12 protein-coding genes and 1 pseudogene are annotated in these 13,648 nt (G+C 69.9%); 6 read left to right on the forward strand and 7 right to left on the reverse strand.

The window, feature by feature from the left end; all coding sequences use genetic code 11:
• The first annotated feature begins 21 nt into the window (after nt 1-21).
• The 5 genes and pseudogenes from BN4348_RS48100 to BN4348_RS48120 form a co-directional block, all read left to right on the forward strand.
• Nucleotides 22-660 (forward strand): TetR/AcrR family transcriptional regulator, encoded by a 639-nt coding sequence (locus tag BN4348_RS48100; RefSeq protein WP_066914792.1) that lies wholly within the window; start codon nt 22-24, stop codon nt 658-660.
• Nucleotides 650-1,561 carry an ABC transporter ATP-binding protein gene (locus BN4348_RS48105; protein WP_066914794.1) on the forward strand — a complete coding sequence of 304 codons (912 nt, stop codon included), beginning with the start codon at nt 650-652 and terminating at the stop codon, nt 1,559-1,561. The genes BN4348_RS48100 and BN4348_RS48105 overlap by 11 nt, the downstream gene beginning before the upstream one ends.
• Nucleotides 1,558-3,198, forward strand: coding sequence for an ABC transporter permease (locus tag BN4348_RS48110; RefSeq protein WP_096866177.1), 1,641 nt, complete (start codon nt 1,558-1,560; stop codon nt 3,196-3,198). Before BN4348_RS48105 ends, BN4348_RS48110 begins: the two co-directional genes overlap by 4 nt.
• A gap of 13 nt (nt 3,199-3,211) precedes the next feature.
• Nucleotides 3,212-3,886 (forward strand): methyltransferase family protein, encoded by a 675-nt coding sequence (locus tag BN4348_RS48115; protein ID WP_066914796.1) that lies wholly within the window; start codon nt 3,212-3,214, stop codon nt 3,884-3,886.
• A 30-nt stretch (nt 3,887-3,916) separates the two neighbouring features.
• Nucleotides 3,917-5,482, forward strand: a pseudogene (locus tag BN4348_RS48120) (CocE/NonD family hydrolase); the annotation flags it as partial.
• A gap of 510 nt (nt 5,483-5,992) precedes the next feature.
• Here BN4348_RS48120 and glgC read toward each other — a convergent pair.
• Nucleotides 5,993-7,207 (reverse strand): glucose-1-phosphate adenylyltransferase, encoded by a 1,215-nt coding sequence (gene glgC, locus BN4348_RS48130; RefSeq protein WP_066914800.1) that lies wholly within the window; start codon nt 7,205-7,207, stop codon nt 5,993-5,995.
• 230 nt (nt 7,208-7,437) lie between these two features.
• On the opposite strand from glgC, the gene glgA reads away from it, so the two are divergent.
• Nucleotides 7,438-8,601: a glycogen synthase gene (gene glgA, locus BN4348_RS48135; protein WP_066914802.1), complete on the forward strand. Its 1,164-nt coding sequence runs from the start codon at nt 7,438-7,440 to the stop codon at nt 8,599-8,601.
• 6 nt (nt 8,602-8,607) lie between these two features.
• On the opposite strand, the gene BN4348_RS48140 is transcribed toward glgA, so the two are convergent.
• From BN4348_RS48140 to fadD6, 6 genes are all read right to left on the reverse strand, one after another.
• The gene (locus tag BN4348_RS48140; RefSeq protein ID WP_003406247.1) at nt 8,608-8,775 is read right to left on the reverse strand and encodes a DUF3117 domain-containing protein; all 168 of its coding nucleotides are present in this window, start codon (nt 8,773-8,775) and stop codon (nt 8,608-8,610) included.
• A 177-nt stretch (nt 8,776-8,952) separates the two neighbouring features.
• Complete coding sequence (locus tag BN4348_RS48145; protein WP_066914806.1) at nt 8,953-9,534, reverse strand: DNA-3-methyladenine glycosylase I; 582 nt, start codon at nt 9,532-9,534, stop codon at nt 8,953-8,955.
• Nucleotides 9,531-9,896: a DivIVA domain-containing protein gene (locus BN4348_RS48150; RefSeq protein WP_066914808.1), complete on the reverse strand. Its 366-nt coding sequence runs from the start codon at nt 9,894-9,896 to the stop codon at nt 9,531-9,533. Before BN4348_RS48150 ends, BN4348_RS48145 begins: the two co-directional genes overlap by 4 nt.
• 47 nt (nt 9,897-9,943) lie before the next feature.
• Nucleotides 9,944-10,900, reverse strand: a complete 957-nt coding sequence (locus tag BN4348_RS48155; RefSeq protein ID WP_066914810.1) for a glucosyl-3-phosphoglycerate synthase — start codon at nt 10,898-10,900, stop codon at nt 9,944-9,946.
• Entirely contained in the window at nt 10,897-11,769 is an 873-nt protein-coding gene (folP, locus tag BN4348_RS48160; RefSeq protein ID WP_066914812.1) for a dihydropteroate synthase, read from the reverse strand. The genes BN4348_RS48155 and folP overlap by 4 nt, the downstream gene beginning before the upstream one ends.
• A gap of 43 nt (nt 11,770-11,812) precedes the next feature.
• Nucleotides 11,813-13,597, reverse strand: coding sequence for a long-chain-acyl-CoA synthetase FadD6 (gene fadD6 / locus BN4348_RS48165; protein WP_066914814.1), 1,785 nt, complete (start codon nt 13,595-13,597; stop codon nt 11,813-11,815).
• Between the last annotated feature and the right edge of the window lie 51 nt (nt 13,598-13,648).

Here is a 13,648-nt window from a genome sequence, read left to right on the forward strand (position 1 = left end):
CGCGCGTTTAGCGTACTGAACATGCGTTCAGCCGACCTGACCGCCGCCGCCCGGATCCGGGACGCGGCCATCGAGCGGTTCGGCGACCGCGGGTTCGACGTGGGCCTGCGCACCATCGCCGAGGCGGCGGGCGTGAGCGCCGCACTGGTCATTCACCACTTCGGCTCCAAGGAGGGCCTGCGCAAGGCTTGCGACGACTACGTGGCCGAACAGATCCGCGAGACCAAGTCGGAGACGATCAAGTCCAACGACCCTGCCACCTGGTTCGCGCAACTGGCCGAAATCGAAGAATTCGCCCCGATGACCGCCTACCTGGTACGCAGCATGCAGACCGGCGGCGACCTCGCGAAGATGTTGTGGCACAACATGATTGCCAATGTCGAAGAGTACATGGAAGAGGGCGTGCGGGCCGGCACGATCAAGCCTAGCCGTGACCCGAAGGCCCGGGCCAAATATCTCGGCATCACCGGGGGTGGCAGCCTCCTGCTCTACATACAAATGCACGACACGCCAACGGATTTGCGTGCGGTTCTGCGCGACTACGCCCGCGACATGATCCTGCCGGCCCTGGAGATCTACACCGAGGGCCTGATGGTGGACCGCACCATGTACGACGCATTTCTGGCCGCCGACGATCAAGGAGGACCCCATGCCAGCTGACAACGTCGCACCCATCGAAATCCGCGGCCTGACCAAGAATTTCGGCGCGGTGCGCGCCCTGGACGGCCTGGATTTGACGGTGCACGAGGGCGAGGTGCACGGGTTCCTCGGGCCGAACGGGGCCGGCAAGTCGACGACCATCCGCGTCCTGCTGGGCCTGGTGCAGGCCGACGGCGGAACCGTTCGGTTGCTGGGCGGCGATCCGTGGACCGACGCGGTCGCCCTGCACCGCCACATCGCCTACGTGCCGGGCGATGTGACCCTGTGGCCGTCGCTGACCGGCGGCGAGACCATCGACCTGCTCGCCCGCATGCGCGGCGGCATCGACGAACGGCGTCGCGCCGAGCTGATCGAGCGCTTCGACCTCGACCCGCACAAGAAGGCGCGCACCTACTCGAAGGGCAACCGGCAAAAGGTGTCCCTGATTTCCGCGTTCTCCTCGCACGCTCGGCTCCTCCTTTTGGACGAGCCGAGCAGCGGCCTGGACCCGTTGATGGAGAACATCTTTCAGCAGTGTGTCGGCGAGGCGCGCGACCGCGGCACGACGGTCTTGCTGTCCAGCCACATCCTGGCCGAGACGGAAGCGCTGTGTGAAAGGGTGACCATCATCCGCGCCGGCAAGACCGTCGAGAGCGGCTCGCTGGAGTCGATGCGGCACCTCAGCCGCACCTCGATCAAGGCCGAAATGATCGGCGACCCGGGCGATATCACCCGCATCCGGGGCGTCGAGGACGTCAGCATCGACGGCAACACGCTGCGCGCCCAGGTGGACAGCGAAAGCCTGGGCGCACTCATCCGGGCGCTTGGGGACGCCGGCGTGCGCAGCCTGGTCAGCCAGCCCCCGACGCTCGAGGAACTCTTCCTGCGCCACTACGACACCACGGACAAGGTCTCCGCATGAGCACCCCGACGCTGGATCGGCCGCGCCCGGCGCGGCCGGCGCCGCGGGCCGGTTCCAACTTCTCCGGCACGCTGAGCATGCTGCGGCTCTACCTGCGCCGCGACCGCGTTTCGTTGCCGCTGTGGGTGCTGCTGCTATCGGTGCCGCTGGCCACGGTGTACGTCGGCAGCATCGAAAAGGTCTACCCCACCCGGGCCGACCGCGCCGGCTTCGCGGCCTCCATCATGGCCAGCCCGGCCCAGCGCGCGCTCTATGGCCAGGTCTACAACGACAGCCTTGGGGCCGTGGGCATTTGGAAGGCCGGCATGTTCCACCTGCTGATCGCGGTGGCCGTCATCCTCACCGTGATCCGGCACACCCGCGCCGACGAGGAGACCGGCCGCACCGAGCTGGTGGATTCGACCGCGATCGGCCGGTACGCCGGCCTGAGCGCGGCGCTGCTGTTGTCATTCGGGGCGTCCATCGCCACCGGCGCGATCGGGGCGACCGGATTGCTGAGCACCGACGTCCCGGCGGGCGGGTCGCTGGCGTTCGGGGCGGCGCTGGCCGGCTCCGGGCTGGTCTTCACCGCGGTGGCCGCGGTGACCGCCCAGCTGTCGCCGAGCGCCCGGTTCGCCCGCGGCGCCGCGTTCGCCGTGCTGGGGGCCGCGTTCACGCTGCGCGCCGTCGGCGACGCGGGCGGCGGCGGGCTGTCGTGGCTGTCGCCGCTGGGGTGGTCGCTGCAGGTACGGCCGTACGCCGGGGATCGCTGGTGGGTTCTGCTGCTGCACCTGGTGACGACGGCGGCGCTCACCCTGGTGGCCTATCGGCTGCTCGCCGGCCGCGACGTGGGCGCCGGACTCCTCGCCGAACGCGCCGGCCCCGGCACCGCCGGGGCGGCCCTGCGCGGCGTCGACGGCCTGACGTGGCGGCTCGATCGCGGCGCGCTGCTGCTATGGACGGTGGGCTTGTGCCTGTATGGGCTGCTGATGGGCAGCGTGGTGCACGGCATCGGCGACCAGCTGGGCGGCAGCACCGTCGTGCGTGACATCGTCGCGCGGATGGGCGGCACCTCCGCCCTGGAGGAGGCCTTCATCGCCGTGGCATACGCCATGATGGGCATGGTCGCCGCGGCGTTCGCCATCTCACTCACCCTGCGATTGCATCAAGAGGAGTCCGGCCAGCGCGCCGAGACGGCGCTGGCCGGCGCGGTCTCCCGAACTCATTGGCTGGCAAGCCATTTGGTCGCCGCGGTGGCCGGGTCCGCGGTCGCGATGCTGGTCAGCGGCGTGGCCGGCGGCCTCGTCTACGGCATCGCGGCCGGCGACGTCGGCGGCAAGCTGGCCATCGTCGTCGGCACCGCGGCCGCGCAGCTGCCCGCCGTCTGGCTGCTCGCCGCCGTCACGGTCGCGGTGTTCGGGGTGGCACCGCGGTTCACGCCAGTGGCGTGGGGCGTGCTGGTCGCGTTCGTCGCCGTGTACCTGATCGGCGAGTTGGCCCGGTTCCCGCAGTGGTTGCTCGACCTGGAACCGTTCGCCCACACCCCGCGGGTCGGGGCCGATTTCACCGCGGTGCCGCTGCTGTGGCTGCTGGCCATCGACGCTGCGCTGATCCTCTTGGGCGCCATGGCTTTTCGGCGTCGCGATCTACGTTGCTAGGGAGGGCACGATCATGAAAACCGCTGTTCGACTGACGGCATCCTCGGTCTTCGGAACCCTCGCGGTTGGCCTCATTCTCTTCGGACCGGCCGGCACGCTGCACTATTGGCAGGCGTGGGCTTTCATCGCCGTGTTCACCGCGGCGTCGCTCGGCCCCACGATCTACCTGGCGCGGGCCAACCCGGCGGCCCTGCAGCGCCGCATGCACGCCGGGCCGCGGGCCGAAACGAGGGCCGCCCAAAAGGTCATCATCACAAGCTCATTCGTGATTCTCTTCGCGATGATGGCGTTCAGCGCCCTCGACCATCGGATGAGCTGGTCGACGGTGCCGCCGTGGGTATCCGTGCTCGGCGACATCCTGGTGGCGACCGGGCTGGGCCTGGCGATGCTGGTCATCATCCAGAACAGCTACGCGGCGGCCACCGTCACGGTGGAGACGGGCCAGCAGGTGGCCTCCGGCGGCGTCTACAAATTCGTCAGGCATCCGATGTACGTCGGAAACGTGATCATGATGGTCGGGATGCCCCTGGCCCTCGGTTCCTACTGGGGCCTGCTCTTCGTGCCCCCCGGCGTCGCGGTGCTCGTCTTCCGCATCCTCGACGAGGAGAAGCTGCTCACCCAGGACTTGCCCGGGTACCGGGAGTACGCGCAGCACGTGCGCTACCGGCTGGTGCCCAACGTGTGGTAGCGGCCGGGCAGGTGCGCCTAAGGTATTGGCGTGGCGCGAAATTCGGTACCGGCCCTGGACCGCCCGTGGCGACGCCCCGGGGCCATCCGGTATGCGCTAGTGCGGCTTCACAGCATCGCCAAACCGCCGATCACGGTCACCGATCCGCCCCCCGACCTCCTTGTCGAGCGTGACATCGCCGTCCCCACCCGCGACGGGACGGCGTTGCGCATCAACGTCCACCGGAAGCCCGACGGCGGCCCGCGGCCGGTCATCCTGAGCGTCCACCCGTACGGCAAGGACAACCTGCCGAGGCGGAAGGGCAACAGGTGGACCTTCTCGGTGCAATACCGGGTGTTGCGCCAGCCCCGACCGGTGAGGTTCTCGGCGCTGACCGGTTGGGAGGCACCGGACCCGGCGTGGTGGACCGTGCAGGGCTTCACCGTGGTCAACGCCGACTCGCGCGGCTGCGGCCATTCCGACGGCACCGGAAACCTGTTGTCGCGCAAGGAGGCCGAGGACAGCTACGACCTCGTGCAGTGGATCGCCGCCCAGCCGTGGTGCGACGGCCGCGTCGTCATGCTCGGGGTCTCCTACCTGGCGATCAGCCAATACGCCGTGGCGGCCCTGCAGCCGCCGGCACTGCGGGCGATCTGCCCGTGGGAGGGCTTCACCGACGCGTATCGCGACCTGACCTTTCCCGGCGGCGTGCGCGAAGTGGGCTTCACCCGGATCTGGTCGCGCAACCTGCGCCGCGACACGCGACAGGCCTACGACCTGGAGGGGATGCAGGATTCCCACCCGCTGCGCGACGACTTCTGGCGCTCGGTGGCGCCCGACCTGTCCGCCGTCAAGGTGCCCATGCTGGTCTGCGGCAGCTTCTCCGACAACAACCTGCACAGCCGCGGGTCGATCCGAGCTTTCGCGCGCGCCGGCTCCGCCCATACCCGCCTCTACACGCACCGCGCCGGCAAATGGGCGACCTTCTACTCCGACGCGGCGCGGGCCGAGCAGCTCGACTTCTTCCGGGGCGTGCTCGACGGCGCCGGCGGTTCCCGCAGCGTCCGCCTCGAGGTGCGCGAGGACCGCGACACTATCGCCACGGTGCGCGAGGAGGCAGACTGGCCGCTGCCCCGAACCCGTTGGCGTCCTTTGTATTTGGCTGGCGCCGGGAAGCTTGCGCCGGACCTTCCGGCCGAGGACGGCGGCATCGCGTTCCAAACACGCTCCCGCGCAGCGGCATTCAGCTGGATGGTGCCGGCGGACATCGAGCTGACCGGCCCGATGGCCGCCCGGTTGTGGGTCTCGCTGGATGGCTGCGACGACGCCAACCTGTTCGTCGGCGTGGAGAAGTGGCGCGCCGGCCGGTTCGTCGCATTCGAGGGGTCCTACGGCTACGGCCGCGACCGGGTCACCACCGGGTGGCAGCGGGTCTCGCTGCGGGGGCTGGACCGCGAACTTTCGCGGCCGTGGGAGCCCGTCGCGGCCTGCGCGGAGCCGCGGCCCGTTTCCGCCGGCGAGGTGGTCGCGGTCGATGTCGCGCTGGGCCCGTCGGCGACGTTGTTCCGCGCCGGCGAACAGCTGCGGCTGGTGGTCGCCGGGCGGTGGCTGTGCCCGACNCGGGCAGGGTGATCTGCTGCTCGTGGTCGACGACGCGCACGAGCTCGACGTGCTGTCGGCCACGCTGGTGTACCAGTTGGCGCTGGCCGGCACGGCCCGGATGATCGTCACCGCCCGCACCGACAGGGCTCCCGAGGCGATCGCGGCCCTGTGGACCGACGGCCTGCTGGACCGGATCGACATCGAGGCGCCCGGCGAGACCAGTCGCGCCGAGGTCGACGCGTTCCTCGCCGAGTTGCCCGCCCCGGCCCGGGCGGTGCTGGACTACCTCGCCGTGGCGGAGCCCCTGTCGCTCGCCGACCTGACCGCCCTCGCGGGTGCGGGCGCCGTCGGCGCGGCCGAGNTATGCGAACTCACCCCGCGGTCGCGTCACCCTGCACTGGGGCCCACGCCATGACGCGCACCTGCTGGTTCCGGAGGTCCCCTAAGAGGCGCGAGCAGACGCGGAATCGCACGTTTCATCATGAAACCGCGCGATTCTGTGTCTGCTCGGCAAGCTAACCCGGGCTAGATCCAGACGCCCTTGCCGACGGCGACCACGCCGCCGGCGCTGATCGCGAAGCGCTCGCGGTCCTTCTCGAGATCGACCCCGACCATCTCCCCGGGCCCGACGACGACGTTCTTGTCCAGGATCGCGTGGCGCACCACCGCCCCGCGGCCGACCCGGGCGCCCGGCATGATCACGCTGCCCTCCACGATCGCGCCGTCGTCGACCACGACGTTCGACGACAGCACGGAGTTGCGCACCGAGGCCGCCGAGATGATGCTGCCGGCACCCACCACCGACTCCTGGGCCGAGCCGCCGTTGACGAACTTGGCCGGCGCCAGGTTCTCCGACTCGCCACGAATCGGCCAGCGCTTGTTGTACAGGTTGAACACCGGATGCACCGAGACCAGGTCCATGTGCGCGTCGTAGAAGGCGTCCAGCGTCCCGACGTCGCGCCAGTAGCCCCGGTCGCGGTCGGTGGCGCCGGGCACCTCGTTGTCGGAGAAGTCGTACACCGCGGCCATCCCGTCCTCCACCAACCGCGGGATGATGTCGCCGCCCATGTCGTGATCGGAGTGGTCGTCGTCGGCGTCGGCGCGGATCGCGTCGATGAGCACCTTGGTGGTGAAGATGTAGTTGCCCATCGACACATACGTCGACGAGGGGTCATCGGGGGTGCCCGGCGGATCCAGCGGCTTCTCCAAGAAACCGCGGATGCGGCCGGAGTCGTCGGCGTCGATGCAGCCGAACGCGGAGGCGTCGCTGCGCGGCACCCTGATGCCGGCCACGGTCGCGCCGGCCCCGCTGTCGATATGGAACCCGACCATCTGCTCGGGGTCCATCCGGTACACGTGGTCGGCGCCGAAAACGACTATGTAGTCGGGGTCTTCGTCGTAGATCAGGTTGAGCGACTGGTAGATCGCGTCGGCGGAGCCGGTGTACCAGCGCGGGCCGAGGCGCTGCTGCGCGGGCACCGGCGTGATGTACTCGCCGGCCAGGCCGGACAAGCGCCAGTTCTGCGAAATGTGCCGGTCGAGTGAATGCGACTTGTATTGGGTGAGAACGCAGATCCTTAGATAGCGGGCGTTGACCAGGTTGGAGAGCACGAAGTCGATCAGCCGGTAGGCGCCGCCGAAGGGAACCGCGGGTTTGGCCCGGTCCGCGGTCAGCGGATACAACCGCTTGCCCTCACCCCCGGCCAGGACAATGCCCAGCACGTGTGGCGCTTCCCTCATGGCTCCCAAACTATCGGCCGCCGCCAACCGCTGCCAGGGGAAATCCCCGGTGGCCGCCGTTCTGACGGACTGTCTGTCAAGGTATTTGGTTTAGTTCTCGCCAAGTTTCACAACCCGATACCTGCCATTATTGCGCAATCTCACTCGCGGGCCGCATCGTCACAATTTTTTTCGCGTTTCTCCGCCGCCCGACTCGCGGGCGGCGTGCTCGCCGAACTACCGTGCGGAGTATGCGGGTGGCGATGATGACTCGGGAGTACCCACCCGAGGTCTACGGAGGGGCCGGGGTACACGTCACCGAGCTCGTCGCGCAGCTGCGCCGGCTGTGCGCGGTCGACGTGCACTGCATCGGAGCCCCCCGCCCGGATGCCTTCGCGCAGCAACCCGACCCGCGCATCCACGGCGCCAACCCCGCGCTGGCCACCCTGTCCGCGGACCTGATGATGGCCAACGCCGCGTCGGCGGCCACGGTCGTGCATTCGCACACCTGGTACGCCGGCCTGGCCGGGCATCTGACCGCGTTGCTCTACGACATCCCACACGTCCTGACCGCGCATTCGCTCGAACCCCTGCGGCCGTGGAAGGCCGAACAACTCGGCGGCGGCTACCGGGTGTCGACGTGGGTGGAGCGGACCGCGGTGCTGGCCGCCGACGCCGTCATCGCGGTCAGCGCGGCGATGCGCGAAGACATCCTGCGCGTCTACCCCACGCTGGATCCAAGCCTGGTGCACGTCGTCCGCAACGGCGTCGACACCACCGTGTGGCACCCCGCCGGCCCGATGCAAACCGGTTCCGTGCTGGCCGAACTCGGCGTGGACCCGAACCGGCCGGTGGTGGCGTTCGTCGGGCGCATCACCCGGCAGAAGGGCGTCGCCCACCTGGTGGCGGCCGCGCACCGGTTTGCCCCCGGGGTGCAGGTGGTGCTGTGCGCGGGCGCTCCCGACACCCCGGAGCTGGCCGAGGAGATCCGGGCCGCGGTGGCCGAGTTGGCCCGCGACCGGGACGGGGTGTTCTGGATCAGGGAGATGCTGCCGACCGGGGAGCTGCGGGAAATACTGTCGGCGGCAACGGTTTTCGTATGCCCGTCGGTGTATGAGCCGTTGGGGATCGTCAACCTCGAGGCGATGGCGTGCGCCACGGCGGTGGTGGCCTCGGACGTCGGCGGGATACCCGAGGTGGTCAGGGACGGGCGCACCGGGTCACTGGTGCATTACGACGCCGACGATCCGGCCGGCTTCCAGGCGGGACTGGCGGAAGCGGTCAACGAACTGGTCGCCGACCCCGACAAGGCTAAGCGCTACGGCGAGGCGGGACGCCAGCGCTGCGTCGAGGACTTCTCCTGGGCCCACGCGGCCGAGCAGACGCTGGAGATCTACCGGAAGGTGTCGGCGTAAGCCGGCCTAGCTGGTGACGCCCTTGAGCTCGTCGCCGAGGGCGGCTGCTTCGTCGGGCGTGAGCTCAACGACCAGCCGACCGCCTCCCTCGAGCGGTACCCGCATAACGATGCCGCGCCCCTCCTTGGTCGCTTCCAAAGGACCGTCTCCGGTACGGGGCTTCATCGCCGCCATCGAGTGCTCCCTCCAGATTCGAGCTGGCCCGGCGTCGCGGACCTGGTCGGCGCCGGGCATGCCCCGCCAGTGGATTTCCAGCCATACCCGACATTGAACTGCCAAATCACCCCCCCATTGTTCCCTATCCGGGGCGGCAGTTACACCAAGACCCGCTTCTGACGCCTCATCGGCCCCTCAACGTGCGTTTGCCGGCACCCAGCAACCGCGAATATGGTCGTCGACCATGCCGGTCGCCTGCATCAGCGCGTAGGCGGTGGTCGGCCCGACGAAGCGGAACCCGCGCCGTTTCAGCTCGGCGGCCATCGCCTTGGATTCGGGGCTGGCCGAGGGAATTTCGGAGCCGTCGGCGGGGCGGGGGCGCGGTGCCGGCGCGAACGACCACAGCAGCTTGGACAGGTCCTCGGCGGAACCCAGCTCGGCGGCGGCGCGCGCGTTGGCGATGGTCGCGTCAACCTTGGCCCGGTTGCGGACGATCCCCGTGTCGGCCATCAGCCGCTGCACGTCGGCATCGGTGTAGCCGGCGACCGTCTCGATGTCGAACCCGTCGAAGGCGCGCCGGAAGTTCTCCCGTTTGCGCAGGATGATCAGCCACGACAGGCCGCTCTGGAAGGCCTCCAGGCTCATCCGCTCGAACAGCGCCACCCCGTCGTGCAACGCCCGGCCCCATTCCTGGTCGTGGTAGTCGCGGTACATCTCGAAGTCCGGCCCGGGACGAATGGCCGCCCAGCCGCACCGCACCAGCCCGTCATCGCTCACATTGAGTCCTGACGATCCTCGCCGCCCCCGGGTTCCACGGAATCGGGCTCGCCCTCGGTCTCGCTGTCGGAGACCGGCGGGGCGTGCACCGCCGCCAGCTGGCCCCGCAGCGCCTCGAGCTCGCGGGCGGGCCGGGCCAGCACCCAGTCCACCTCGCTGGTCTTGTATCCGCGCAGCACCTGGGTGAACTTGACGGCGTCGACGTCGGCTCCGGTGACGCCGTAGGCGGGCAGCACGGTCGCCGTCGTCCCCCGCGGCAAAGGCGGCAGCTGCTCACCGCGGCCGAACAGCAGGCTGGCCGCGCCGAACAGCACGATCGCCACCAGGACCAGCACCACCAGGTACAGCAACACCAACGCCACGCGTTCGATATTGCCCTATCCCGCCGACATCCCGGCGCGCGTGGGCCCTAGCGCGGCCGCAGTCCCTGGATCGGCGGCCGGTCCTCCAGCGACACCGGCGCGGTGTGCGCGGTGTAGGCGTAACCGTCGGCGCCGTCGGCGAAGAACTGGGTCAAGCCCACCCCGGAGTCGGGGATCCCGCAGCGCGAGAGCAGGGTCGCGATGACCTGGCGGCTCATCACGCCCAGCTCGGGCAGCGGCCGGTTGCGGTGCGCCCGCACGCCGAGGTTCACCTGGGCGATCGAGTCCAGCCCCAGCCGGTCGAAGGTGTCCACCAGCACGCCGATCTCCACGCCGTAACCCGGCGCGAACGGCAGCGAGGTCAGCAGTTCCCGGCTGGCCGCGTACTCGCCGCCGAGCGGCTGCAGGATGCACCCCAGCTGCGGGCGCAGCGCCGCCAGCAACGGCCGGGCCACCAGCTCGGTAACCCGCCCGCCACCCGAGTCGGCGCCGCCCAGCGGCCGCCGATAGAAGCTCTTCACCAGATGAATCCCGTCGCCGGTGAGCAGCGGGGCCACCAGCCACGGCACGAACATCGGGTGCGGATTGATCAGGTCGGAGTCGACGAACACCACGATGTCGCCGCCGGTGGCCGCGAGCGAACGCCACAGCACCTCGCCCTTGCCGGGCCGGACGGGCACCCCGGGCAGCGCCTGCTCACGGCTGACGACGCGGGCGCCCGCCGCGATCGCGCGAATCTCGGTGTCGTCGGTGGAACCGGAGTCCAGCACGATCAGCTCGTCGACCAGGCCGTCCACCAGCGGCGAGATGCTGTCGACCACCGAGGAGACGGTGGCTTCCTCGTTGAGGGCCGGCAGCACCACGGAGATGGTCCGCCCGGCCTTGGCGTCTTCCAGCTCGCCGACCGTCCACCCGGGCCGATCCCAATTGCGGTCGGATAGCCAGACGTCGCCGGGCCGCGCGGCCAGCACCCCCGCGCTGGCGAGGTCTACCAGCTCCGTCATGCGAGCCCCCGCACGGTGCGCGCCGGGGGGCGTATCCCCTGGATCGAGGACACCATCTCGAGCACCCGCCGCGTCGCCGCGACCTGATGCACCCGAAACATCCGGACGCCGGCCGCCGCCGCCAGCGCGGTGGCCGCCAGCGTTCCCTCGAGCCGTTCGGTCAGTTCCACACCCAAAGTCTCCCCGACGAAGTCCTTGTTGCTCAAAGCGAGCAGGACGGGCCACCCCGTCTTAACCAGATCGCCCACGTGGCGCAACAAAAGCAGGCCATGGAACGTGTTCTTGCCGAAATCGTGGGCCGGGTCGATCAACACCCGGTCGCGGGCCACCCCGGCCGCGACCGCCCGGTCCGCCGCCGCGGTCACCCGGCGGATGACGTCGTCAACCACCCCGCGCGTGCTCGTCCCGTAGCTCACCCGGAACGGCCGGGTGCGCGGCAGCGCCCCGCCGGTGTGCGAACACACCAGGCCCGCCCCGAACTCGGCGGCCACCTCGGGCAGGGCGGGGTCGATGCCGCCCCAGGTGTCGTTGATCAGGTCGGCGCCCGCGGCGCAGGCCACCCTGGCCACCCCGGAACGCCAGGTGTCGACGCTGATCAGCTGGTCGGGGTGGGCGCCGCGCAGCCACTCGATGAACGGCACCAGCCGGGCGATCTCGGTGTCCTCGTCGACGCTGTCGCCCGGGCCCGCCTTGACCCCGCCGACGTCGATGACGTCGGCGCCCTCGGCGATGGCCGCCTGGGCGGCGGCGCGGGCGGCCTCGTCGCCGAACGTCGCGCCCCGGTCGTAGAACGAATCCGGGGTGCGGTTGACGATCGCCATGATCAGCGGCCGATCCCCCGCGACGGGCCGGCCGCAGAGAGTCTGCATCCGTCTATGGTGCCTGGCCCGGTCCGCGAGGGCGCGGCCAGCCTCAGCCCTTCGGGCGCTTACCGTCGGCCACTTCGTCGGGATACTCGTCGTAGTAGGGCACGTAGCCCTCGTCGCGCCCGGCCAGCACATACAACGGGTCCTCGACGTCGGGGCCGTACGCCTGCTCGCGCAGCTCCACCTTGCGGCTCTTGAACGTCGTCGTGTGCTCCAGCGACTTGACCACCCGCACGAACAACGGCAGCGCGTAGGGCGGCAGCTCGCCGTACACGGCGCGGGCCAAGGACTGCCCGTCGAACTCGGCGCCGTCGCGCAGCTGGACCGCGGCCATCCCGGCGCGGCCGCCGGTGCGCGGGACCTCGACGCCGAACACGGTGCATTCCTCGACGGACTTGTCGGAGGCCAGCGCCGCCTCGACCTGTGTGGTCGCGACGTTCTCGCCCTTCCAACGGAACGTGTCGCCGAGCCGGTCGACGAACGCGGCGTGGCCCATGCCCTGCGGGCTCATCACGTCGCCCGAATTGAACCAACAGTCGCCCTCACGAAAAGCGTTGCGCACCAACTTCTTTTCGCTCGACTCCTTGTCGGTGTAGCCGTCGAAGGGCTGCAGCCGGTTGACCCGGCTCAGCAGCAGGCCGGGCTGTCCGGGGGGCACCCGGCGCACCCGCCCGTTCTCGTCGCGCAGCGGCTCACCGGTGTCGGGGTCGTACTCGACGTAGGCCAGCGGCATCGGAAAGACGCCGGTGCTGCGGGGCACGTTGAAGACGTTGATGAACGCGGTGTTGCCCTCGCTGGAGGCGTAGAACTCGCAGACGCGCTCGATGCCGAATCGGTTGGTGAACTCGTCCCAGATCTCCGGGCGCAACCCGTTGCCGGCGATCACCCGCACCTTGTGCCGCCGGTCGGTCGGCTTGGCCGGCTGGTTGAGCAGGTAGCGGCAGATCTCGCCGATGTAGATGAACGCGGTGGCCTCGCTGGCGATCACCTCGTCCCAGAACTTCGACGCCGAAAACGACTTGCCGAGCGCCAGCGTCGCGCCGGAGTTGATCACCGACGACAGCGCGACCGTCAGCGCGTTGTTGTGGTACAGCGGCAGGCAGCTGTACAGCGTGTCGGAGCTCTTCAGCCGCAACCCGATGCCGCCGAACGCGGCCAGCGCCTTCAGCCACCGCAGGTGGGTCATCACGCTGGCCTTCGGGAAACCCGTGGTGCCCGAGGTGAAGATGTAGAACGCGGTGTCGCGGGCCTGCACGGCCGACACCGACGCCGGGTTGGTCGCCGGGGCGCTGACGGCGAATCGCTCCAGGTCCTCGACGGTCATCGTCTCGGTTGCGCCCGCACCGCCGCACTCGGTCACCGCGCTCACCAGATCGGTCTCGGCGATGAGCACCCTGGCGTCCAGCAGGCCCAGGCTGTGCGCCAGCACCTCCCCGCGCTGGTGGTAGTTGATCATGCCGGCGACGGCGCCGCACTTGACCGCGGCCAGCATCACCAGCACCGCCTGGGGCGAGTTGCGCAGCATGATCGCGACGACGTCGCCGCTGCCGACGCCGTGCGCGGCCAGCACCGCGGCGTAGCGGTTGGCGGCCGCGTTGGCGTCGCGGTAGGTCAGCTGCTGGTCGCCGAACCGCAGAAACACCCGGTCGCCGTAGCGGGCGGCCCGCTCCTGGAACACCGTGCCGATCGATTTCTTGGAGCCCGGCTGCGCCAGCAGCCCGGTCAGCGCCCCCCGCATGATCACCGGGATGTCGGCCAGCACGCCCGGCACCCGCGATGCGATGTCGGTCAGCCGGACCGCTGTGCGCGCTCCCCCGTCGTGGTCGGACACGTTTTCCTCTATTCCTGTAAGTCCCCTCGGCGCCCTTCCGCTGAGCTGAGC

Origin of the sequence: Mycobacterium interjectum, from assembly GCF_900078675.2 — a bacterium.
Classification (GTDB): domain Bacteria; phylum Actinomycetota; class Actinomycetes; order Mycobacteriales; family Mycobacteriaceae; genus Mycobacterium; species Mycobacterium interjectum.

Excerpts from the sequence above, each read along its gene's own strand:
- BN4348_RS48115 (WP_066914796.1), top strand. The coding sequence starts at position 3,212 with ATGAAAACCGCTGTTCGACTGACGGCATCCTCGGTCTTCGGAACCCTC.
- folP (WP_066914812.1), bottom strand. The coding sequence starts at position 11,769 with ATGCAGACTCTCTGCGGCCGGCCCGTCGCGGGGGATCGGCCGCTGATC.
- glgC (WP_066914800.1), bottom strand. The coding sequence starts at position 7,207 with ATGAGGGAAGCGCCACACGTGCTGGGCATTGTCCTGGCCGGGGGTGAG.
- glgA (WP_066914802.1), top strand. The coding sequence starts at position 7,438 with ATGCGGGTGGCGATGATGACTCGGGAGTACCCACCCGAGGTCTACGGA.
- BN4348_RS48100 (WP_066914792.1), top strand. The coding sequence starts at position 22 with ATGCGTTCAGCCGACCTGACCGCCGCCGCCCGGATCCGGGACGCGGCC.
- BN4348_RS48105 (WP_066914794.1), top strand. The coding sequence starts at position 650 with ATGCCAGCTGACAACGTCGCACCCATCGAAATCCGCGGCCTGACCAAG.
- BN4348_RS48155 (WP_066914810.1), bottom strand. The coding sequence starts at position 10,900 with ATGACGGAGCTGGTAGACCTCGCCAGCGCGGGGGTGCTGGCCGCGCGG.
- BN4348_RS48110 (WP_096866177.1), top strand. The coding sequence starts at position 1,558 with ATGAGCACCCCGACGCTGGATCGGCCGCGCCCGGCGCGGCCGGCGCCG.
- BN4348_RS48140 (WP_003406247.1), bottom strand. The coding sequence starts at position 8,775 with ATGGCGGCGATGAAGCCCCGTACCGGAGACGGTCCTTTGGAAGCGACC.